Origin of the sequence: Micromonospora sp. DT47, from assembly GCF_049844475.1 — a bacterium.
Lineage (GTDB): Bacteria > Actinomycetota > Actinomycetes > Mycobacteriales > Micromonosporaceae > Micromonospora.
In genome coordinates this window covers 243,803-263,435 of sequence record NZ_JBNCLC010000008.1, presented here as the reverse complement: position 1 = coordinate 263,435, position 19,633 = coordinate 243,803, and the positions used below count along the sequence as shown (strand labels likewise).

General features: G+C 74.6%; 23 protein-coding genes. 16 read left to right on the top strand and 7 right to left on the bottom strand.

Annotation, left to right across the window (positions count from 1 at the left end; all coding sequences use genetic code 11):
- The first annotated feature begins 16 nt into the window (after positions 1 to 16).
- From ACLQ2U_RS15590 to ACLQ2U_RS15515, 16 genes are all read left to right on the top strand, one after another.
- A complete protein-coding gene (locus tag ACLQ2U_RS15590) occupies positions 17 to 802 on the top strand; it encodes a DeoR/GlpR family DNA-binding transcription regulator (protein ID WP_425751343.1) in 786 nt (261 codons plus the stop codon).
- Between the two features lie 129 nt (positions 803 to 931).
- Positions 932 to 1,942: an ATP-binding cassette domain-containing protein gene (locus tag ACLQ2U_RS15585; RefSeq protein ID WP_425751342.1), complete on the top strand. Its 1,011-nt coding sequence runs from the start codon at positions 932 to 934 to the stop codon at positions 1,940 to 1,942.
- Positions 1,939 to 2,952, top strand: a complete 1,014-nt coding sequence (locus ACLQ2U_RS15580; protein WP_425751341.1) for an ABC transporter permease subunit — start codon at positions 1,939 to 1,941, stop codon at positions 2,950 to 2,952. The genes ACLQ2U_RS15585 and ACLQ2U_RS15580 overlap by 4 nt, the downstream gene beginning before the upstream one ends.
- 175 nt (positions 2,953 to 3,127) lie before the next feature.
- Positions 3,128 to 3,583, top strand: coding sequence for a DUF3263 domain-containing protein (locus ACLQ2U_RS15575; RefSeq protein ID WP_425751340.1), 456 nt, complete (start codon positions 3,128 to 3,130; stop codon positions 3,581 to 3,583).
- A gap of 215 nt (positions 3,584 to 3,798) precedes the next feature.
- Positions 3,799 to 4,698: a hypothetical protein gene (locus ACLQ2U_RS15570; RefSeq protein WP_425751339.1), complete on the top strand. Its 900-nt coding sequence runs from the start codon at positions 3,799 to 3,801 to the stop codon at positions 4,696 to 4,698.
- A 129-nt stretch (positions 4,699 to 4,827) separates the two neighbouring features.
- Positions 4,828 to 5,337 carry a GNAT family N-acetyltransferase gene (locus ACLQ2U_RS15565; protein WP_425751338.1) on the top strand — a complete coding sequence of 170 codons (510 nt, stop codon included), beginning with the start codon at positions 4,828 to 4,830 and terminating at the stop codon, positions 5,335 to 5,337.
- A 299-nt stretch (positions 5,338 to 5,636) separates the two neighbouring features.
- Positions 5,637 to 6,095 (top strand): hypothetical protein, encoded by a 459-nt coding sequence (locus tag ACLQ2U_RS15560; RefSeq protein ID WP_425751337.1) that lies wholly within the window; start codon positions 5,637 to 5,639, stop codon positions 6,093 to 6,095.
- 2 nt (positions 6,096 to 6,097) lie between these two features.
- Positions 6,098 to 7,339, top strand: a complete 1,242-nt coding sequence (locus ACLQ2U_RS15555; RefSeq protein WP_425751393.1) for an SRPBCC family protein — start codon at positions 6,098 to 6,100, stop codon at positions 7,337 to 7,339.
- The gene (gene gvpJ, locus ACLQ2U_RS15550; RefSeq protein ID WP_425751336.1) at positions 7,336 to 7,773 is read left to right on the top strand and encodes a gas vesicle protein GvpJ; all 438 of its coding nucleotides are present in this window, start codon (positions 7,336 to 7,338) and stop codon (positions 7,771 to 7,773) included. The genes ACLQ2U_RS15555 and gvpJ (ACLQ2U_RS15550) overlap by 4 nt, the downstream gene beginning before the upstream one ends.
- Before the next feature lie 2 nt (positions 7,774 to 7,775).
- Positions 7,776 to 8,552, top strand: a complete 777-nt coding sequence (locus ACLQ2U_RS15545; RefSeq protein WP_425751335.1) for a GvpL/GvpF family gas vesicle protein — start codon at positions 7,776 to 7,778, stop codon at positions 8,550 to 8,552.
- Between the two features lie 3 nt (positions 8,553 to 8,555).
- On the top strand, positions 8,556 to 8,906 hold the full coding sequence (locus tag ACLQ2U_RS15540) for a gas vesicle protein GvpG (protein ID WP_425751334.1): 351 nt from the start codon (positions 8,556 to 8,558) through the stop codon (positions 8,904 to 8,906).
- Positions 8,907 to 8,911: 5 nt separating this feature from the next.
- On the top strand, positions 8,912 to 9,259 hold the full coding sequence (locus ACLQ2U_RS15535; protein ID WP_425751333.1) for a gas vesicle protein: 348 nt from the start codon (positions 8,912 to 8,914) through the stop codon (positions 9,257 to 9,259).
- Position 9,260: 1 nt separating this feature from the next.
- Positions 9,261 to 9,614 (top strand): gas vesicle protein GvpJ, encoded by a 354-nt coding sequence (gene gvpJ, locus ACLQ2U_RS15530; RefSeq protein WP_425751332.1) that lies wholly within the window; start codon positions 9,261 to 9,263, stop codon positions 9,612 to 9,614.
- A 1-nt stretch (position 9,615) separates the two neighbouring features.
- Entirely contained in the window at positions 9,616 to 10,434 is an 819-nt protein-coding gene (locus ACLQ2U_RS15525; protein ID WP_425751331.1) for a GvpL/GvpF family gas vesicle protein, read from the top strand.
- Entirely contained in the window at positions 10,428 to 10,718 is a 291-nt protein-coding gene (locus ACLQ2U_RS15520; protein ID WP_425751330.1) for a gas vesicle protein, read from the top strand. Before ACLQ2U_RS15525 ends, ACLQ2U_RS15520 begins: the two co-directional genes overlap by 7 nt.
- The gene (locus ACLQ2U_RS15515) at positions 10,715 to 11,095 is read left to right on the top strand and encodes a gas vesicle protein K (protein ID WP_425751329.1); all 381 of its coding nucleotides are present in this window, start codon (positions 10,715 to 10,717) and stop codon (positions 11,093 to 11,095) included. The genes ACLQ2U_RS15520 and ACLQ2U_RS15515 overlap by 4 nt, the downstream gene beginning before the upstream one ends.
- Positions 11,096 to 11,195: 100 nt before the next feature.
- Here ACLQ2U_RS15515 and ACLQ2U_RS15510 read toward each other — a convergent pair whose 3' ends face one another.
- From ACLQ2U_RS15510 to ACLQ2U_RS15480, 7 genes are read right to left on the bottom strand one after another with little or no spacing between them, the layout of a single operon-like run.
- Positions 11,196 to 13,529, bottom strand: coding sequence for an AAA family ATPase (locus ACLQ2U_RS15510; RefSeq protein WP_425751328.1), 2,334 nt, complete (start codon positions 13,527 to 13,529; stop codon positions 11,196 to 11,198).
- Between the two features lie 55 nt (positions 13,530 to 13,584).
- Entirely contained in the window at positions 13,585 to 13,800 is a 216-nt protein-coding gene (locus tag ACLQ2U_RS15505) for a hypothetical protein (RefSeq protein WP_425751327.1), read from the bottom strand.
- Complete coding sequence (locus tag ACLQ2U_RS15500) at positions 13,797 to 14,522, bottom strand: GTP-binding protein (protein ID WP_425751326.1); 726 nt, start codon at positions 14,520 to 14,522, stop codon at positions 13,797 to 13,799. Before ACLQ2U_RS15500 ends, ACLQ2U_RS15505 begins: the two co-directional genes overlap by 4 nt.
- Positions 14,500 to 14,982: a DUF742 domain-containing protein gene (locus ACLQ2U_RS15495; RefSeq protein ID WP_425751325.1), complete on the bottom strand. Its 483-nt coding sequence runs from the start codon at positions 14,980 to 14,982 to the stop codon at positions 14,500 to 14,502. The genes ACLQ2U_RS15500 and ACLQ2U_RS15495 overlap by 23 nt, the downstream gene beginning before the upstream one ends.
- On the bottom strand, positions 14,979 to 15,449 hold the full coding sequence (locus ACLQ2U_RS15490; protein WP_425751324.1) for a roadblock/LC7 domain-containing protein: 471 nt from the start codon (positions 15,447 to 15,449) through the stop codon (positions 14,979 to 14,981). Before ACLQ2U_RS15490 ends, ACLQ2U_RS15495 begins: the two co-directional genes overlap by 4 nt.
- Complete coding sequence (locus tag ACLQ2U_RS15485; protein ID WP_425751323.1) at positions 15,446 to 18,280, bottom strand: sensor histidine kinase; 2,835 nt, start codon at positions 18,278 to 18,280, stop codon at positions 15,446 to 15,448. Before ACLQ2U_RS15485 ends, ACLQ2U_RS15490 begins: the two co-directional genes overlap by 4 nt.
- Entirely contained in the window at positions 18,267 to 19,463 is a 1,197-nt protein-coding gene (locus ACLQ2U_RS15480; protein ID WP_425751322.1) for a hypothetical protein, read from the bottom strand. The genes ACLQ2U_RS15485 and ACLQ2U_RS15480 overlap by 14 nt, the downstream gene beginning before the upstream one ends.
- Positions 19,464 to 19,633 lie beyond the last annotated feature (170 nt).

Sequence of the window (19,633 nt, the reverse complement as noted above, 5' to 3'; positions counted from 1 at the left end):
AACGGAGGCCCCCCCGGTGGACCGGTACGCCAGATGGAACGCTCTGCTCGAGATGCTGACCGACAGCGGGCGGGTCAGCGTCGAGGAGGCGGCCGAGCGGCTGAACGTCTCGCAGGCCACCATCCGCCGTGACTTCGACCAGCTCGCCCAGCAGCAGATGATCACGCGTACCCGGGGTGGCGCGGTCGCCAACGGCGTCTCGTACGACCTGCCGCTGCGCTACAAGACCGCCAAGCACTCGGCCGAGAAGCAGCGGATCGGCGCGGCCGCCGCGGCGCTGGTCTCGCCCGGCACCGTGGTCGGCCTGAATGGCGGCACCACCAGCACCGAGGTGGCCCGGGCGCTCGCCGTCCGGCCGGACCTCAACACCAACGCCGAGGGCGCCCAGTTGACCGTGGTCACCAACGCCCTGAACATCGCCAACGAACTGCTGGTCCGGTCCCGGATGAAGGTGGTGGTCGCCGGCGGTGTGGTGCGGCCCAAGTCGTTCGAACTGGTCGGCCCGCTGGGTGGGGCGCTGCTGCGCGAGGTCACCCTGGACGTCGCGCTGCTCGGCGTGGACGCGGTCGACCCGCAGCTCGGCGCGGCCGCCCACCACGAGGGCGAGGCGGCGATGAACAACCTGATGGTGGCCCGGGCCAAGCGCGTGGTGATCATCGCGGACTCGTCCAAGCTGGGCGGTCACGCCTTCGCCCGGATCTGCTCGGTGGACCGGGTGGAGACCCTGGTGACCGACTCCGGGGCGTCGCCCGAGGTGGTCGAGGCGTTCCGGGCCGCCGGGGTCAACGTCATCTGTGCCTGACCGGCGGCGCGTCACCCTCCGTGTCGGCCTGAAATCAGCCGAAACGCCGATGCACACCAGGTATTGTCCGCCGGTGTATACCGAGTATGGTGACCGTCGTCATCATGCCACCATCGGGGGAGGCGCAGCTTGTCGGCTGTCCTGGAGATCGAAGGTCTACGTAAGACGTACACGAGCCGCCGGCGGGGGACCCGCAACGCGCTGGACGGCTTCGACATGCGGGTGGAGGCCGGGCAGGTGCACGGCTTCCTCGGCCCGAACGGCTCGGGCAAGACCACCACGCTGCGCACCCTGCTCGGCCTGATCCGGCCCAACGGCGGCCGGATGGCCATCCTCGGGCACGAGGTCCCGAAGGCGCTGCCCAGCGTGGCCGGGCAGATCGGGGCCATCGTGGAGAGTCCCCAGTTCTTCCCGCACTTCTCCGCGCGGGACACCCTGTCCCTGCTTGCCGGGGCGGGGCGGGTCCCGGCCACCCGGGTCGACGAGGTGCTGGAGCTGGTCGGCCTGCGCGACCGGGCCGGCGAGCGGGTCAGGACGTACTCGCTCGGCATGAAGCAGCGGCTGGCGGTCGCCTCGGCCCTGCTCAAGAACCCGAAGCTGCTGATCCTGGACGAGCCGGCCAACGGCCTGGACCCGGGCGGCATCCGGGAGATGCGCACCCTGATGCGCGCCCTCGCCGAGTCCGGGATGACCGTGGTGCTCTCCAGCCACATCCTCGGCGAGATCCAGCTGATCTGCGACTCCGTCACCATCATCTCGCTGGGCCGCCGGGTCGCCTTCGGCCCGGTCGACCAGGTGCTCGCGGCGCACTCGCACGGCGCGGTCCGCCTCCGGCTGGAGGCGGCGGAGGACCTGGCCGCCGCCGCCGACCTGCTCGGCCGGGCCGGCGTACCGGTCACCCGGCATCCCGACCACCTGATGCTCACCGGCGTCGACAAGCCCGCCTCGGTCAGCCGGCTCCTCGCCGAACAGCACCTGTACGTCAGCGAGCTGACCCCGGTCGCGGTCGACCTGGAGAGCGTCTTCCTCGAGCTGACCGCGACCGCGCCGGTACCCGGTCAGCACCGCCAGGTCGACCAGTCCACGAAGGTCGGTGAGCCGGGGTCGACCGGCGGCACCGCGGGAGGTTGGGGCGCATGAGCCTGTACGTCACCGAGCTGCGCCGGCTGTTCAAGCGCCGGCTGACCCGGGTGCTGCTGGTCCTGCTCGTGCTCGGGCTGGGCGCCATCGCCACCGCCTTCGCCTTCTCCAGCCACCAGCTCTCCCCGGCGGTGGTCGCCGAGGCGCGGGCCGCCTCCGACGCCGACTTCCGGCAGTCCGTCCGGGACTGGGAGAAGTCCGTCGCCGAGTGCGACGCGGCCAAGGCCCGCGGGGAGGAGGTCGAGCAAAAGTACGGCCCGGACTGCGCCCGGTCGTGGCAGCCGCAGCCGGAGATGTTCGACCCGGCCTGGCGGCTGCCGTACCAGTTCGACTTCCGGAACGAGTTCGGCACCTTCATCGCCGTCTTCGCCGGCGCGGTCGCGCTCTTCGCGTTCCTGGTCGGCGCCTCCTTCGTCGGCGCCGAATGGAGCACCGGCGGAATGATGAACCTGCTGCTCTGGCGGCCGAAACGGCTGGCCGTGCTCGGCACCAAGCTGGCCGCCGTGCTGACCACGCTGCTCGGGGTGACCGTGCTGCTCGGGGCGCTCTGGACGCTGGCCTTCTGGCTGATCGGCACGTACCGGGGCACCACCGCGAAGGTGACCGACGGGGTCTGGGCGTCCTCGGCGATCGGCGGTGCCCGGGCCCTCGCGCTGGTGCTCGCGGTGGGCGCGGTGGCGTTCGCGCTGGCCTCCCTCGGCCGGCACACCGCGATGGCGCTCGGCGTGGCCGTCGGCCTCGGGGTGGTCAGCGAGATCGGCATCCGGATCGCGGTCGCCATGGCCGGCGTGCGGTTCGGTGACCGCTGGGTGCTCTCCACCTACGCGCTGGCCTGGTTCCAGAAGCAGTGGACGCTCCTCGACCACAAGTCCTGCGAGTTCGTCCAGGGCCAGTGTAACCCGAAGGAGATGCTGATCACCTGGCAGGACTCGGCGCTGGTCTTCGGGCTCGGCACCGCGCTGGTGCTGGCCGCCGCGTTCTGGATGATGCGGCGACGGGACATCTCCTGAACCCCGGGCCGTCCGGTTCGGACGGCCCCGGTGGGCGAGCGGGCCCGTGCCGACCCGGTGACCGGGCGCACGGGCCCGCTCGTCGCGCGCTGCGGTCCTCGCCGCCGCTGGTTAGGCTGGGTGTCCCCCCGGCCGGCCCCCGCCCCGCCGGTCATCCGTCCTGCTGAGGAGCGCCATGCCGCCCGCCGACGCCGCCCCGGCCGCCGCCGACCGGTCCGAGCCGTCACCGGCGGTCACCGGCCGGTCGGAGACGGGCGGGCGTACCGTCCCGCCGCCCCGGCCAGCGCCCGAGGTGGAGAGCGCGCCGCCCGCCGCGTCGCCGGCGGCGCCCGCGCCGGGGACCGTCGCGGCCGAGGCGGAGACCGCCGGACCGGTCGCGGAGCCGGCCACCTCCGGGGCGGACGGGCTGACCGAGCGGGAGCTGCGGATCCTCGCCTTCGAACAGCAGTGGTGGAAGCACGCCGGGGCCAAGGAACAGGCCATCCGGGACACCTTCGGGCTCTCCGCAACCCGCTACTACCAGCTGCTCAACGCGCTGCTGGACCGGCCCGCCGCGCTGGCCGCCGAGCCGTTGCTGGTCGGCCGGCTCCGCCGGCTGCGGTCGTCCCGGACCCGCAACCGGCGCCGCTGATCACTTCTCGTACGTCCGCAGCCGGCCGCCTCGGGGCGCCGGTCGGGTGACGGGAAGCCGAGGCTCCTGACACTACCGTCGGTCACCGTCGCGTACCGGTGAGTTCACCCGATCGCGGAGTGGGGTCGGGTGCGCGATCGGGAATGGCACGGGCCCGGCCGGGTAGCCGACCGGCGGACCGGTCGGTGCGCAGAGGGCAGAGGGGAGTGGGGCGGATGACGGGACCGGAGGCGCGGCACCCGGTGGGACACACGGTGCGGACCGTCGGTGAGGCCTGGACGATGCGGGTCCGGTCGGCGTCGGCGCCCGCGCCGGGGCGGCCGGAGAACGAGGACATGGTCTTCCGGTTCGGCCCGCTGGTCGGGGTGCTGGACGGGGCGACCGTGCCCGAGGGGTTCGACACCGGTTGCGTGCACGGGCCGGCCTGGTTCGTCCGGCACCTCGCCGCGCGGATCGGTCTGGCGGTCGCCGCGCGACCGGCGGCGACGCTGGTGAGCAGCCTCGCGGCGGCGCTGCTCGGCGTCCGCGCCGATCACGGGGACAGCTGCGACCTGGATCATCCGGGCACCCCGTCCGCCACGGTCTGCCTGCTGCGCGAGGGCGCCGACGAGGTCGACTACCTGGTGCTCTGCGACAGCCCGCTGGTGCTCGACCTGGGTGGACGGGTCGAGGTGGTGTCGGACGACCGGCTGGACATGGCGATGGCCGACCTGCGGCGGATCGCGGCGAGCGTGCCGGCGGGGGAGGTCCACCCGGTCACCCGGTTCCGGCAGGCGGTGCGGCTGCAGCGCGAGCGGATGAACCGGACCCACGGCTACTGGGTGGCTGCGGCCGACCCGGACGCCGCGTACCACGCGGTGACCGGCACCCGGCCGCTGCGCGGGCCCGACGGCGTCCGCCGGGCGGCGCTGCTCTCCGACGGCGCCTCCTGCGCCGTCGAGCAGTTCGGGCTCCTCGACTGGGGCGGCCTGCTCGACCTGGTTGCCGTCGAGGGGCCGGGCGCGCTGATCGACCGGGTCCGCGCCGCCGAACGCGACCACCCGGACCGGCTGCGCCGGCACAAGCGCGCCGACGACGCCTCGGTGGTGCTCTGCGAGTTCCCGTCGCGTCCCTGAACCGGCGGCCGACAGCGGAGCGTGACGTGGAACACTCCTATGGGACGACCGGTCGAGACGTCCGACCAGACCGCCAGTCGACGCCCAAAGGGGTGGACTAGGGCCGGTGGGGCCGGCAGACTGCGGCACGTGGCGGGTGCGGTACGGCTGGAGCCGGTGGACGAGCGGAACCTGGAGTCGTTGCTCTCTGTAGCGGCCGCGGAGGCGGAGCCGGGTGACGTGATGCCCCCGGTCGAGGCGCCGGCCGGTTGGTCGCTCGCCCGGCGGGAGGCGTTCCGGGAGTTCCACCGGGCCAGCTTCGCCGGCCTGGACGGTCCCACCCGCACCCGGATGTACGCCATCCTCTCCGGCGGCGAGGTGGTCGGCATGATCCGGATGAGCCGGTGCGACGAGCCCGGGGTGGCGGAGACCGGGATGTGGCTCGGCGCGTCGGCCCGGGGTCAGGGGCTGGGCGCGGCCGCGCTGCGGGAGTTGCTCAACGCCGCCGCGGCGGCCGGCATGCGCGCCGTCGTCGCGGACACCACGCGGGACAATGCCGGCGCTGTGCAGGTGTTGAAGAAATGCGGCGCCAAATTGCTCGAAGATGGCGATAAGGTGCACGCGGAGATCTGCCTTGACGCCACTCCGCCGGCATTCTGAGTCGCATCGCGCCGATTCCTTGCCGTCTGACACACTCTCGCATTCGTCCTGCTCATAGCTGCCCGCCTGTCTCTTTTGCCGCCTTCGTCGGCTGCTGAGAATGGTCTCCCCATTGCCGCTGTGAGGTGGCTGGGGAATAGCGCGGAAATGTTTTGTCGGGTGACTCCCGGGTACTGCCGGCCGGGTCCGCCAATACGGGACACCCGATCGCAGGCCCGCCGTGCGCCATTCCCCGGTAGTTGTTTTCCGGCCTCCGGTGGATCGGGTCGTCCGACCACCCGGGGAGTGAAGGAGAACTGATGAAGAGTGGAATGCGGATCGGCCTCGCGGTCGGTCTCGGATACATACTCGGGCGGCGCAAGAAGCTGCGTACCGCCCTCACCCTCGCCGCCGCGGTCGCCGCCGGACGGGCCAGCCGGGACCCGAGCCAGCTGCTCAAGCGCGGCGGTGACCTGCTCAGCTCCTCCCCGCAGCTGGCCAACCTCAGCAAGCTCGGCAGTCCGCTCGCCTCCGCCGGCAAGGCCGCCGCGACCGCGGCCGCCGGCAGCGGCATCGACGCGCTGAGCGGCAAGCTCCGCGGCAGCGCGGACAGTCTGCGGCGCCGGTCCGGCGCCGGTGGCGACGAGCGGGACCGCTCCGACGAGGCGTCCGCCCCGGACGAGGAGCAGGAGCTGGACGACCAGCCCGCCCCGGGCGACGAGCAGCACCGCGACGACGACCGTGACAAGCGGCCGGCGCCGGCCCGACGGAGGCGGTGACCATGGTCCAGAACCCCACCGGTGGCCTGGCCGACCGGGCGAAGGAGCAGATCGGCGCCGACCTGAGGGACCTCGCCTCCGCGATCGGCGAACGCGCCGTCACGGTGGTCACCGAACGGCTCACCGGCGCCACCGGCCGACTCAGCGAGTACGCGAGGTCCGGTGGCGGACCCGGCCTGATCGCGGCCGCCACCGGCGCGCAGAAGCTCGCCGAGGGCCACTCCCCGATGAAGGCCATGTTCCATGCCGGCCTGGCCGGCGGTAAGGAGAAGTTGATGTCGGCGTTCGGCGGTGGCGGCGGCAAGGGTGGCAAGGGCAAGAAGAAGCTCAAGGTCACCAACATCGTCGAGACGCTCGAGGTCGGCGTGCCGGTCCGGGTCGCGTACGACCAGTGGACCCAGTTCGGCGACTTCCCGAGCTTCATGAAGAAGGTCGAGCAGGCCGACAACGAGTCCGAGGAGAAGATGACCTGGAAGGCGCAGGTCTTCTGGTCGCACCGGAGCTGGGAGTCGACCATCGTCCGGCAGATCCCGGACAAGCTCATCCACTGGCGGTCCAAGGGCGAGAAGGGCTCGGTCGACGGCACGGTCAGCTTCCACGAGCTGACCCCGGACCTGACCCGCATCCTGGTCGTCCTCGAGTACCACCCGCAGGGCCTCTTCGAGCACACCGGCAACCTCTGGCGCGCCCAGGGCCGCCGGGTCCGGCTGGAGCTGAAGCACTTCGTCCGGCACGTGATGACCACCACCGTGCTGGACCCGGACTCCGTCGAGGGCTGGCGCGGCGAGATCGAGGACTCCCAGGTGGTCAAGGACCACGAGACCGCGCTCCGCGAGGAGCAGGAGGCTCGCGAGGAGCAGGGCCGGGCGGAGGAGCCTGAGGAGGAGCGGGAAGAACAGCCGGAGGAGGAGCGGCCGGAGGAGGAGCGGCGCCGGCCCGCCGAGCGCGGCCGCCGTCGGCCGCCGGAGCGCCGCCGTCCCCCGGAGGAAGAGGAGTACGAGGCGTACGACGAGGGCGAGGACTACGACGAGGGGTACGAGGAGGAGCCCGAGGAGGAGCAGCCTCCGCCGCGCCGGCGCCAGCCGGAGCGGGCCCGCCGTCCGCAGCCCCGCGCGGAGCGGGAGCCGCGCCCGGAGCGAGAGTCGCGCGAGGAGCCGCAGCGTCCCCGCCCGGCCGCCCGCCGTGCCCCGGAGGCACCCCGCCGGCCTGTGGTCCGGCGTCGACGTGAGGAGCGTGGGGAATGACGGTCGCTGCGACCGACGGGCAGCCCGGTAACGCGCTGGAGCGCGGCGGCGGAGGCGGTGCCGGGGGCACCCTCGCCGACGTCGTGGAGACGGTGCTCGACAAGGGCGTCGTCATCGACGCCCAGGTGTCGGTCGCCGTGGTCGGCATCCAGCTGTTGGAGATCAACGCCCGGATCGTGATCGCCAGCGTCGACACGTACCTGCGGTTCGCCGAGGCGGTCGACCGGCTGAGCATCGTCCCGAAGGACCAGAAGGGGCTGCCCGACCTGGTGGGGGACGCGGCCGGGGCGGCGACCAAGGGCAAGGCCATCTCCGGCCTCGGCAAGGCGGCCCAGGAGATCAGCGGCGCAGTGGCGGACTCGCTGAGCGACCGCGGCTCCGACCGGGAGCGCGAGCGGGAGCGGCCACGCCGACGCCGGGACGAGGAGCGGTGAAGATGACGGACGAGCAGGCTCAGCCCGCCGGCGAGGTCGGGCTGTTCATCTACGGCATCGTGCCGTCCGACGTGGAGCCGACCCCGGACGCGGAAGGGGTCGGCGAGCCGCCGGGCGAGGTGACCGTGGTCCGGCACGGCGACCTGGCCGCGCTGGTCAGCGAGGTCGGGTTGGAGGAGCCGATGGGCCGCCCGGCCGACCTGAGCGCGTACCAGACGCTGCTGGACGGGACGGCGGCCGTCGCGCCGGTGCTGCCGGTCCGGTTCGGCACGGTGGTGACCGGGCCGGACGCGGTCGAGGACGTGCTGGAGGCCCACCACGACCGGTTCGCCGCCGCCCTCGACGAGTTCGAGGACCGGCTGCAGTACACCGTGCACGGTCGCTTCGACGAGGAGGAAATGATCAGCGACTTCCTCGCCGAGAACAGCTCCGCCGCCGCACTCGCCGACCAGGTGCGCGGTCGGCCGGAGGTGGAGAGCCGGGAACAGCGGATCCGGCTCGGCGAGATGATCAGCCAGGGGGTGGAGCTGCGGCGGGAGGCGGAGAACCGGGCGCTGATCGACACGCTCACTCCGTACGCGGTGGCGCACGCGCCGCGCCAGCCGAGCAGCGAACTGGACGCGATGAACGTCGCCTTCCTGGTCGCCGCGGACGACGAGGAGGAGTTCGTCCGGGTGCTGGAGGAGTTCGCCGAGCAGCGTCGGGGCCTGATCCGGATGCGGCTGCTCGGCCCGATGGCCCCGTACGACTTCGTCAGCGCGCACCAGCTGGCGGAGTGACGGATGGACATCCTCTTTTCGCTGCTGACCCTGCCGTACGCCCCGGTGCGCGGCCTGACCGCGGTCGTCAGGGTGATCGCCCGGGAGGCGGAGGCGCGGCAGTACAACCCGGCCAACATCCGGCGCGAGCTGGAAGAGCTGGACCAGGCCGCGGCCGCCGGCGACATCACCCCACAGGAACGGGACCGGGGGCAGCAGCAGGTCCTCGACCGGCTGACCGGCACGGGCGGCGCCCCGGCTGGCAGCGGTTCCGGCGCTACGCCGGCCCGGCGGCCCGCCGCCCGGCGGCGGACGGCCGCTCAACCACGGCGGGTGGACCGGCGGGACGACCCCGAACGACGGCGAGGGTGGTGAGCGGGATGGCACCAGGACGCATCCGGGGCGACGGCGACCGCGCGCGCCGGCAGGAGCCGGAGGACCGGCACGACGACCAGTATGACGACGAGGACTACGAGCCGGTGTCGGCCGCCGAGGCGGCCCGCGAAGGGCTGCGCCAGATCGTCGGCCTGACCGGCAAGGATCCGCTCGGCATCACCTCGATCCAGCCGACCGACACCGGCTGGCTGGTCGGGGTGGAGGTGGTGGAGGACCACCGCATCCCCGCCTCGACGGACCTGCTCGGCCTCTACGAGGTCGAGCTCGACCTGGAGGGTGGCCTGCTCGGTTACCGGCGGGCGCGGCGCTACCAGCGCGGGAAGGGGGACTGAGATGACCACCGCCCGGCAACAGCCGGTCGTCCAGAACACCGGCCAGGTGATGGGTGCCGGGCACGAGCCGGCCAACCTCGGCGACATCCTCGAGCGGGTGCTCGACCGGGGCATCGTGATCGCCGGCGACATCCGGGTCAGCCTGCTCGACATCGAGCTGCTCACCTTGAAGCTGCGGCTGGTCATCGCCTCGGTCGACACCGCCCGGCAGATCGGCATCGACTGGTGGGAGCACGATCCGTGGCTCAGCTCGAGGGCCCGCCCGCCGGTGGAGCCGGGGCCGCGTGACCCGGAGCAGGTCGAGGCGGAACGCCGCCCCCGGGTGGCCCGGCGGGCCGCCGGACGGGAGGAGTGAAATGAACACGACAGTTGATCCGGCGGTCACGGTCGGCGCCTGGCTGCACGGTGTGGTCCGCGACGCGGACCCGGCCGCCCTGGCCGCGGTCCCCGGCATGGACGGCGGGCCGGTCCGGGCCGTCCGGTCCGCCGGCCTGGTCGCAGTGGTCAGCGCCGCACCGCTGACCGAGTACGGCGAGGAGGCGCTGCGCCGCAACCTGGAGGACCTGGCCTGGTTGGAGCGGGCCGCGCGGGCGCACCACGCGGTGGTGGACGCGCTCAGCCGGTCCGGTGCGGTGGTGCCGGCCCGGCTGGCCACCGTGCACCACGACGACACCCGGGTCGCCGCCATGCTCGCCGAGCGGCGGGCCGAGCTGACCGGCGCGCTGGACCGGCTCACCGGCCGCGGCGAGTGGGGCGTCAAGGGGTACGTGGTGCCGGGCGCCCTGCCCCGCACCGAGGCGCCCGCCGACGCGAGCGGGGCGGGTGCGGCGTACCTGCGGCGGCGTCGGGCCCAGCTCACCGCCCGGGACGAGGGGCAGCGGATCGCCGCCGAGGCGGCGGCCGCCGTGCACGCGGCCCTCACCGGGTACGCCGCGGCCGGCCGCCGGCACAGCCCGCAGGACCGCCGGCTCTCCGGCGCGCCGACCGCGATGGTGCTCAACGGGGCGTACCTGGTGGACGTCGGCGCCGTCGACGGCTTCGCCGCGCTGGTATGGGAGCTGGCCGACCGGCACCCGGAGATCCGGCTGGAGCTGACCGGCCCCTGGCCGGCGTACTCCTTCGTGGCGGACGGTCCGGAGGAGCCCGCGCACACCGTCCGGGAGCCGGCATGGTGACCACCGCGCTCGCCCCGAGCAGCGCCGACGACCCGTTGGCCTACCGCCCGGTGGCCCTGGTCGACCTGCTCGACCGGGTGCTCGGCGCCGGCGTGGTGATCACCGGGGACATCACCCTGGCGATCGCCGACATCGACCTGGTCCGTATCTCGCTGCGCGCGGTGGTCGCCTCGGTCGGCGCCCTGGTCCCGCCCGAACTGCGCGGATCCACCGCGGTGGCGCCCGACGCGGCGCCGCCCGGCGGTGCGGCGCTGCCGGGCGCCCTGCCGGAGGAGGCGGGATGACCAGGCCCGACCAGCCGCGCCCGGAGCAGCGGGACGAGGCGGCCGAGCTGGCCGCCGCGCTCGGCGACACGACGCCCTGGCAGGCGCCCCGGGTGCAGCCGCTGGACCGGCGCCTCGCGGTCGACCGGGACTCCGTCGAGCGGGGACTGGCCAGCCTCGTGCTCACCGTCATCGAGCTGCTGCGGCAGCTGATGGAACGGCAGGCGCTGCGCCGGGTCGACCTCGGCGACCTGACCGAGGAGCAGGTCGAACGGGTCGGCGCCACGCTGATGGCGCTGGAGGAGCAGATGACCCAGCTCCGCGAGTACTTCGGCCTGACCCCCGAGGACCTCAACCTCGACCTCGGCCCCCTCGGCCCACTGCTGCCCACCGACTGATCGGCTGAGCCCCCGCCCTTCCGCGTCGATCATGGAGTTGGCGGCGATGTCGATCTCCGTTACTGCCGTCAACTTCATGATCAACGGTGGCCGCCAGTGGTCAGCCGGTGTGTTGCTCGGCGTAGGCGGCGAGCCAGGCCACCTGCGCCGGGTCCAGGGAGGGGCGGACCCGGCGGCGGGCGGTGGCCACGTGGGTGGCGGTGATCGTGGACGCGGTCAGCGACTCGCGCATCGCGGCCAGCGCCGACTCCCGGACCAGCGCCGCGCAGTCTGCGGCGGAGAAACCGGTCAGCTCCTCGCCGAGCGCCGCCAGGTCCACGTCGTCGGCGAGCGGCACGGTCCGGGACGCGGCGCGCAGGATCTCCGCCCGGGCCGGGCCGTCCGGCGGCGGCACGTAGACCAGCCGTTCCAGCCGGCCGGACCGCAGCAGCGCCGGATCGACCAGGTCCGGCCGGTTGGTCGCCCCGACCACCACGACGTTGCGTAGCGCCTCCACCCCGTCCAGCTCGGTGAGCAGCGCGGCGACCACTCGGTCCGTCGTACCCCCGTCGGTGGCCTGGCCGCGGACCGGGGCCAGCGCGTCCACCTCGTCGAGGAAGACCAGCGTGGGTGCGGCCTCGCGGGCCCGGCGGAACAGCTCGCGGACCGCGCGTTCGCTCTCCCCGACCCACTTGGAGAGCAGCTCCGCGCCCTTGACCGAGAGCACGTTCGCCCGCCCGGACCCGGCCAGCGCGGTCACCAGGTACGTCTTGCCGCAGCCGGGCGGCCCGTAGAGCAGCACGCCCCGGGGCGGCTGCACGCCGAGCCGGGCGAAGGTGTCCGGGTAGGTCAGCGGCCAGAGCACCGACTCGGTGAGGGTCTGCTTCACCTCGACCAGGTCGCCGACGTCGTCCAGGGTGACCGAGGCCAGCTCCAACGTGGACGCGGCCATGGTGGTCGGCCGGACCACCTCCAACGCCGCGTTGAAGTCGGCCATCGCCACCGTCGGCGTCTCCGCCGACTTCTGCCGCAGGGCCGCCCGCACCCCGGCCTCGCGGACCAGCGCGGCCAGGTCAGCGGCGACGAAGCCGGGGGTACGACCGGCCACCTCGTCCAGCCGGACGTCCTCGGCCAGCGGCACCTGCCGGGTCAGCACGGTCAGCTGCTCCCGGCGCAGCGCCGGGTCGGGCAGCGGGACGGTGATCCGCAGGGAGAGCAGGTCCGGGGCGCGCAGCGCCGGGTCGACCGCCTCCGGGCGGGAGGTGGTGCAGACCACCGCCGCCCCGGACCGGACGGTCTCGGCGAGCACCTGGCGGAACACGGTGGCCAACGGCCCCTGCTCCTCGGCCGGCGCGAGCGCCTCCACGTCGGTGACCAGCAGCACCGCCGGCCCGCCCGCCCGGACGTCGGCGGCGGCCTCCCGGAGACGGCGGGCCGCCGCGTCGTTCGCCAGCGCGGCCAGCTCCGGCGCCCAGAGCGGGCGGACCCGGGCCCGCACCGTGGCCGCGACCGCCCGGACCAGGGCCGACTTGCCGGAGCCGGCCGGCCCGCTGAGCAGTACGCCGAGCGAGACGGTGGTGCCCAGCCGGCCGAGCACCTCCCGGTGGTGGAAGCCGAGGTCGAGCAGCTCGGTCAGCTCCTCGGCCTGGGCCCGCAGCCCGGGCAGCTCGTCCACGTGCGGCGGCTCGTCGGCCACCGCCGGATCGGCCCGCACGGCGTCGGAGTCCCCGTCGGCGCGCGGTCCGGGCCCCCGGCCCGCGCCGGTCGCGCCCCGGTCGCCGGCCGGCCCGCCGCGCGCCGGGTCACCGCCGTTGCCGGCCCGCGTCGGGTCGGCGGTCCCGTTCAGCCGGCCCCGGACCGGCCCGGGGGAGCCGTGGGTGGCCGTCCCGTGCTCCCAGCCGACCACGGTGTCCATGGTGACCAGCGCGCCCGCGTCCGGATCGGCGTCGACGACGGTGAGCAGGGTGCTCGTCCAGGCGTACCCGACGGTGTCGGCCAGCCGGCGCCGGGCCGCCTCGACCAGGCTGCGCACCGAGGCGTCGGGGAGCACGTCCTGGGGCAGCAGGGAGACGTCGTCGCCGGTGGTGACCACCTTGCCGAGCAGCGCGAGCCGGAGCATCTCCGGTGACACCGCGGCGACGACCGGCACCGGGCCGCGCAGCGTCACCCGGCGGGCCGCGGTCACCGGCGCCGGGCTGACCGTCACCTGGCCGCCGTCGCGCAGGCCGAGGTTGCCCAGCACCAGGTCGTCGGCGTAGAGCAGGGCGGTGCTCGCGCCCGGCCCGGCGGTCGCGACGATCCCGGCGGTCACCCGCCGACCGGAGAGCCGGACCGGGTCGCCGGGGCGCAGCGCGAGCGCGGTGAGCACCTCCGGGTGCAGCCGTACGATGCCCCGTCGGGCGTCCAGCGCGGCCGGCCGCAGGCTCGCGGTCAGGGTCAGCTCCGGTTCGGCCATCGCCCGACATTAGCTGGCGGCGGCACGGTGGCCCGCCCGACCGTCCGCGCCACCGTCACCGGCCGTCCTCCAGCGAGGGATCACGCCGGATCATCTCCGCCAGCCCGGCCGCCGGGGGCGTGGTCGGGTTGTCCGGGACGACCGTCGCGCCCGCGTCGGCCCAGTCGATCCGCAGCGGGTACGTCCGGCCCTGGTGCTCCACCCGTACGACGACGGCCGGCCCGGGGTGCTCCGCCACCACCCCCCTCTTCGATGAAAACGGGTCGCTCACGCACCCGTCTCCCGGGTGGCCCGGTCCAGGGCCCGGTCCAGGACGACCAGCAGGGCGTCCCGTACCGAGAGCCGGTCGCGGGCGTCGAACTGCACCAGCGGAACGTGGTCGTCGATCGCCAGCCCCCAGCGGATCGCGCCGAGGTCGTGCGCCAGCCGGCCGTCGAAGGCGTTCACCCCGACCACGAACGGCAGGCCGGCCCGCTCGAAGAAGTCGATCGCGGGGTAGCAGTCGTCGAGCCGGGCGCTGTTCACCACCACCAGCGCGCCGAGCGCCCCCCGGGCCAGGTCGTCCCACATGAACCCGAAGCGGGACTGCCCGGGCGTGCCGAACAGGTAGAGCTTCAGCCTGCGGTCGATGGTGACGCAGCCGAAGTCCATCGCCACCGTGGTGGTGGTCTTCGTGCTTTGTATCCCCGGGTCGTCCACGCCGATGCCCGCGCTGGTCATCTCGGCCTCGGTGATCAGCGGGGCGATCTCGGAGATCGCGCCGACCGTGGTGGTCTTGCCGACGCCGAAGCCACCCGCGATGAGGACCTTCACCGGGATCGGCGGCGCGGGCCGGGCCTCCGGCACCGGAGCGGCCTGCGCCGTCGGCGGCCGGTACGACGGCGGGGGTGCGGCGGGCCCGCCCACCGGGTGGCCATAACGGGCGGAGGCGCTGTTCGCGGTGAGCCCGCCGAGCGGGGCGACCGGCCATTCAGGAGATCGCACGGAGTCCATCAATCACTCGCAGGATGATGTCGGGGTCATGGGCGTCCCCGACGGCGCCGACGTGCACGTCGAGGTCGCCGACGGCCCGCAGGTCACCCACCAGGACCCGGGTCACGCCCAAGTGCATCCGCATCCGGGCGGAGATCTCCGCGACCGAGATCGGCTCGCCGCAGAGCGCGACGATCGCCTGCAGCTCGGGGGCGAGCCGGGACGGCGCGGCGGCCGCCCTACCCCCCGGCCGGGCGGTCACCTGGGTCTCCAGCCCGATCGCCGGGTCCGCGCCCGCGACCCGGCCGGCGGTGAGCACGAACGGGCGCGGACCGGCCGGCCGGCCGGCCTCCGGTTCGAGGTCGACCGCCGGTGCCGGGGTCGTCGCCGGCGGACCGTCGCCGGACGGCGTCCGCAGGTAGGGGCGGATCCGGACCAGGGGTTCCGGCTCCGGTTCCTCGCCGGCGACCTCCGGAGTCATTGCTGCACGGCGTTCTTCAGCTCGGCGATCAGTCTCGGGCTCAGCGCACCACCGGCCCGGCCGGCGAAGAGGGTCATCTCGTACGCCACCGTGCCGAGGTTGGCCGACCGGTCGGCGACCACGCCGAGAACCGAGCCGCTGCTGATCGCGCTGATCAGCAGGTATCCGTCGGCCATGTCGACGATCACCCGGTTCAGGCCGCCGAGGGCGTACCAGCTCGCCGCACCGCCGGCCAGGCTGGTCATGCCGGAGACGACGGCGGCGAGGCGTTCCGCGTTGGACCGGTCCTTGATCGCTGACATGGCCATCAGCAGCCCGTCCGACGAGACGGCGATCGCCTCCATGACGCCGGCCGTGCTGGAGGTGAACGAGTCCAGCAGCCAGTTGAAGGTGCGGGCCTCCGGGCTGAGCTCGGGACCGGCGTGGGTCGGGTGGTCGACGTTGTCGTGCAGGAAGGGGCTGGTCACCGTGATGATCCCTCTTCGTCGTGGCGGTGGTCTGGACTGACTTCGCGCAGAGCACGGGCGACGCCCGCCTCGAATTCGGTGATGAGGTTGCGGACCTGGGCCGGGTCGCCGGGGTGCTGGCTGGTGGTGACTGGCCGCGGCGGGGCGACGGTCAGGTTCGCGCCGGGGACCCGCCGGCTCAACCGCGGCCGGTCCGGAGTGGCGCCGAGGTCGACCGTCCGGCCGCCGGGCCGGCTCTGCTCGGCGCGGCGTACCCCGGACTGGAACTGATCGACCAGCGCCCGCGCGGCCTCCGGGTCGGCGCCGGTGGCGTCCACCGGTCCGGTCGGCGGGTCGGGCTGCGGCAGGCTCGCGCCCGGCACCCGCTGCCGGATCGCCGGCGCGCCGGTCGGCGCGGCGGCGGTGACCGGCGGCCAGGCGGCCGGGCCGGGGGGACCGACCGGTGCCGGCCCGACCGACGTCGCCGGCGCGGCGACCGGTGCCGGCCCGAGCGGAAGCACGGGCGCCGGGGCGGGCGGTGCGACGGTCGACCCGGCGAGGGGGACGGGCGGCGCCGGGGCGACCGGCGGTGGGCCGGCGACCGGCCCGACCGGCGGGGCAGCGTCGCCCGGCTGCTCGTCGGTGCGCCGCCGCCTCGGCAGCCCGGCCGGGGTGGTCAGCTCGTCCCGGCCGGGGGCGGCGTCCGGGGGCGGCGGGTCGATCTCCAGGAACGCGGTGGCCCCGGCCGGCGCGGCCGCCTGCCCGGTGCCCGCGCCGAAGGCGTCCCACGACTCCCCGGACTCCATGGTCCGGGTGGCCCGGCTCAGCAGCGCCGGGTCGAAGCCGGCGGCCGGCGCGTCGTCCCGGTGCGCCCCGCCCTGCGGCGCGGCGGGGACCGCGGTCAGCGCTCGCCCCGCCCGGGCCGCCTCGACCGCCGCCGAGCGGCGGTCCCGGGCCGGTACGGTCGCCCACGCCACCGTGGCGCCGGCCCGGTCGGCCCGCCGGACCACCAGCAGCGCGTGCGGCACCTCCAGCCGGGCGGTCACCCCGCCCCCGGCGGTCGGGGCCAGGTCCACGATCCAGCCGTGCCGGCGGGCCAGCCGGCCGACCACGAAGAGCCCGAGCACCTCCGTCGGGGCGAGGTCGAGCCGCTCCCGGCGGGTCAGCCGGGCGTTCTCGTCGGCCAGCCGATCCTCGGTCATGCCGATGCCCCGGTCCACCACGGACAGTCGGGCGCCGGTCGCGGTCAGCTCGCCGGCCACCACCACCCGGGTGTGCGGCGGGGAGAAGACGGTGGCGTTCTCCATCAACTCGGCCAGCGCCAGCACCAGGTCACCGACGGTGGCGGGCGCCGCCGACACGCCCTGGGGGACCTGCACGTCCACCCGGGTGTAGTCCTCGATCTCACCGAGCGCCAGCCGTACCACGTCGGCCAGCGGCACCGGGGCGACGTGCCCGTCGCTGCCGGCCGAGCCGGAGAGGACCACCAGGCTGCCCGCGTTGCGGCGCAGCCGGCTGGAGATGTGGTCGAGCCGGTACAGGTGCTCCAGTCGGTCGGGGTCGGTCTCCTGCCGCTCCAGCCGGTCGATCAGCGCGATCTGCCGGCCGACCAGGTTCTGGGTACGCCGGCCGACGTGGCCGAACATCTGCGCCACGTTGCGCCGGCCGGCCACCTGCCGTTCGACCAGCCGGGCCGCGGTGCTCTGCACCCGCTCGAAGGCCCGGGCCAGGTCGCCGATCTCGTCGCGGGCCCGGACGTCGACCGGGTCGAGGCGTACCGGTGGGCCGGCCTCGGTCTCGTCGTCGGCGACCCGGACCAGCTCGGCCTCGGCGACCCGGGCGACCCGGTCGGCGGAGCGGGTGAGTCGGGTCAGCGGCCGGGCCACCGTACGGGCCACCGCCACGCTGAGCAGCACCACGGTCAGCAGGATCAGGATGGCCCCCCCGCCCACCAGCCAGGCCTCGGTCAGCGCCTTCCGCTGGTCGTCCCGGGTCTCGGCGATGACGTCCGCGACGATCTTCTTCTCCACGAACTGGCCGAGGGTGATCATCGAGCGGACGGACGGGAAGAGCGCGTCCAGTGGGACGTTGGCGATCGCGGCGACCGGGTCGCGGACACTGTCGGTCTGGAACGTCGGGCTGGTCCGGGCGGCGACCGCCGCGTCGTCGAGCTGCGCGAGGGTGTACTGCTCGGCCGTGATCAGGCTGCGGAACCGCAGGTTGTCCACCTGGAGGGCGGCCATGCAGGCGATGTAGCCGGCGATCGCCTTCGGATCCTTGGTCGCCTTGACCAGCACGATCAGGGTGGCGCAGGCGCCCAGCCCCTCGTCGGTGCGCAGCAGGGCGTCCAGCGCGAGCACCTGCCGGCCGGCGGAGGTGCCGGTGTCCACCTGGAAGCTCAGCCGGAGCGAGTCGATCAGCGCCATGTCGACCGGGCCGTAGACGTCCATGATCTGGATCGGGGTGGCCGCCCCGGCGAGCACCAGGGTGCGCAGGTCGGCCAGCCTCCGTACCCCGTCGAGCGCGGCGGAGACCTGGGCCGGGAGCTCGCCGCCCAGCTCGGCGCGGAGGTCGGCGACCCGGTCGTCCACGGTGGCCGACTTCTGGATCAGCTCGCTGCGTTCCACCCGGCCGAGCAGCAGGCCCACCGAGAGGATGCGCTCCTGCTGGAGGTCCTGGACCAGGGTGCCGATCCGGCTGGCGAGCCGTACGGTGTCGGCGATGTCGCCGGCCTGCCGGGCGGCGGCGATCCGGTCGAGCACCACCGGCACGGCCAGCCCGACCATGCTGAGCAGCGGGATGATCACCAGCAGGGCCAGCTTGCCCCGGATCCGGAGCCTACCGAGCAGCATCGAACGGCCCCCAGCGTTCGGATCCGTCCTGGGCCGGCCCGACGGGCTGGAGCAGCCGACGGTCGTCGGCCGGGATGGCGCGTTCGACCGGCGGCTGCCAGCCGCTCGGCTCGGGCAGCGCGCCGGAGTCCTCGCGCCGCGCGCGCCGCTCCTCGGCGGCCCGCCGGTACGCCCGCCGGAAGGCGGCGATCAGCACCCCGGCCAGCACCAGCACCAGCAGCACCGCGACCGCGGCGGCGCCGATGGCCAACCAGCGGTCCCGGTCGTAGGAATCGACCCGCTCCTTGAGCAGCACGTCGAGCTCGCCGAGGATGACCGGCTGGAGCTGCTTGGCCGCGGCCTGGGCGTTGAGCCGGGCGGCGGCGACCTGCCCGGGCTCGGTCTGCCCGGCGCGGCCGGTCGGCGCGGAGAGCGCGGCCAGCGCCTCGACGGAACGCTGGTAGGTGTCCAGCGGGGTGAGCACGTTGGTGCCGAGGTCGGTGCTCTCGGTGCTGTCCACCGCCGCGAGCAGGTCGGCGCCGAGGCCGGTGGCCGCGCCGAGCGCGGAGACCCGCAGCTCGGCCAGTTGCGCCTCGGTCCGGGGGCGCTCGGCGGCCGGTCGGCGCGGGGCGAGCGAGGTCAGGTCGGCGAGCCGCCCGGCGGCCACCATGGCGGTCGGCAGGTCCCTGCCGATGCCGTCCTGAAGGAAGAACGAGTCGGGGTCGGGGTCACGGATCAGCCCGGAGCTTTCCCGTACCTTGCGGTGCAGGGCCAGCAGCAGGTCGGTGACCTCCCCGTACGCGGCGAACGCGGCCTCCGGGTCGGTCAGCGCCCGGTCCGGCAGCGACTCCAGCTTGGCGCGCAGCCCGGCCCACCGCTCGTGGCTGCGCAGCTCGTCACCGATCCGGGCGTCCACCCCGGCGGCGGTCTCCACCGCCCGGTCCAGCGTCTCGCGCGAGCCGGGGCGGCCGGCCACGGCGGCGGACTGGGCGTCCACCAGTGCCTCGGTCACCGGGCCGAGGGCGCGCAGGTACTCCACCCCGAGCCGTTCGCGGACCGCCAGGTCCCGGTCCTCGTCGGTGAGCCGGTGGGTCTGGGTGAAGAGCAACACCACCGGTGCCAGCAGTGCCGCGACGAGCAGCAGGGGCAGCACGTGGCCCGGCGCGGAGGGCCGTCGACGGACCCGCTGCGCGGGGACTGTCATGGTTTGTCTCCTCCGGCGACGGCGGGGGATTGTCGGTGTCGGGGGTCGCCGATGGAGTCCCGTGCACCGGACCGGAAACTAACCGACCGGTGTGCGGGCAAGGTCGCGTTTGGCCAGTCATTTTCGCGTCACTCGGAGCGATGTCACGTGCCGTTGATCTGCAACCACGC

Excerpts from the sequence above, each read along its gene's own strand:
- ACLQ2U_RS15485 (WP_425751323.1), bottom strand. The coding sequence starts at position 18,280 with ATGCTGCTCGGTAGGCTCCGGATCCGGGGCAAGCTGGCCCTGCTGGTG.
- ACLQ2U_RS15540 (WP_425751334.1), top strand. The coding sequence starts at position 8,556 with ATGGACATCCTCTTTTCGCTGCTGACCCTGCCGTACGCCCCGGTGCGC.
- ACLQ2U_RS15480 (WP_425751322.1), bottom strand. The coding sequence starts at position 19,463 with ATGACAGTCCCCGCGCAGCGGGTCCGTCGACGGCCCTCCGCGCCGGGC.
- ACLQ2U_RS15510 (WP_425751328.1), bottom strand. The coding sequence starts at position 13,529 with ATGGCCGAACCGGAGCTGACCCTGACCGCGAGCCTGCGGCCGGCCGCG.
- ACLQ2U_RS15500 (WP_425751326.1), bottom strand. The coding sequence starts at position 14,522 with ATGGACTCCGTGCGATCTCCTGAATGGCCGGTCGCCCCGCTCGGCGGG.
- ACLQ2U_RS15525 (WP_425751331.1), top strand. The coding sequence starts at position 9,616 with ATGAACACGACAGTTGATCCGGCGGTCACGGTCGGCGCCTGGCTGCAC.
- ACLQ2U_RS15520 (WP_425751330.1), top strand. The coding sequence starts at position 10,428 with ATGGTGACCACCGCGCTCGCCCCGAGCAGCGCCGACGACCCGTTGGCC.
- ACLQ2U_RS15555 (WP_425751393.1), top strand. The coding sequence starts at position 6,098 with ATGGTCCAGAACCCCACCGGTGGCCTGGCCGACCGGGCGAAGGAGCAG.
- ACLQ2U_RS15560 (WP_425751337.1), top strand. The coding sequence starts at position 5,637 with ATGAAGAGTGGAATGCGGATCGGCCTCGCGGTCGGTCTCGGATACATA.
- ACLQ2U_RS15515 (WP_425751329.1), top strand. The coding sequence starts at position 10,715 with ATGACCAGGCCCGACCAGCCGCGCCCGGAGCAGCGGGACGAGGCGGCC.
- ACLQ2U_RS15495 (WP_425751325.1), bottom strand. The coding sequence starts at position 14,982 with ATGACTCCGGAGGTCGCCGGCGAGGAACCGGAGCCGGAACCCCTGGTC.
- ACLQ2U_RS15570 (WP_425751339.1), top strand. The coding sequence starts at position 3,799 with ATGACGGGACCGGAGGCGCGGCACCCGGTGGGACACACGGTGCGGACC.
- ACLQ2U_RS15580 (WP_425751341.1), top strand. The coding sequence starts at position 1,939 with ATGAGCCTGTACGTCACCGAGCTGCGCCGGCTGTTCAAGCGCCGGCTG.
- gvpJ (WP_425751332.1), top strand. The coding sequence starts at position 9,261 with ATGACCACCGCCCGGCAACAGCCGGTCGTCCAGAACACCGGCCAGGTG.
- ACLQ2U_RS15545 (WP_425751335.1), top strand. The coding sequence starts at position 7,776 with ATGACGGACGAGCAGGCTCAGCCCGCCGGCGAGGTCGGGCTGTTCATC.
- ACLQ2U_RS15575 (WP_425751340.1), top strand. The coding sequence starts at position 3,128 with ATGCCGCCCGCCGACGCCGCCCCGGCCGCCGCCGACCGGTCCGAGCCG.
- gvpJ (WP_425751336.1), top strand. The coding sequence starts at position 7,336 with ATGACGGTCGCTGCGACCGACGGGCAGCCCGGTAACGCGCTGGAGCGC.
- ACLQ2U_RS15535 (WP_425751333.1), top strand. The coding sequence starts at position 8,912 with ATGGCACCAGGACGCATCCGGGGCGACGGCGACCGCGCGCGCCGGCAG.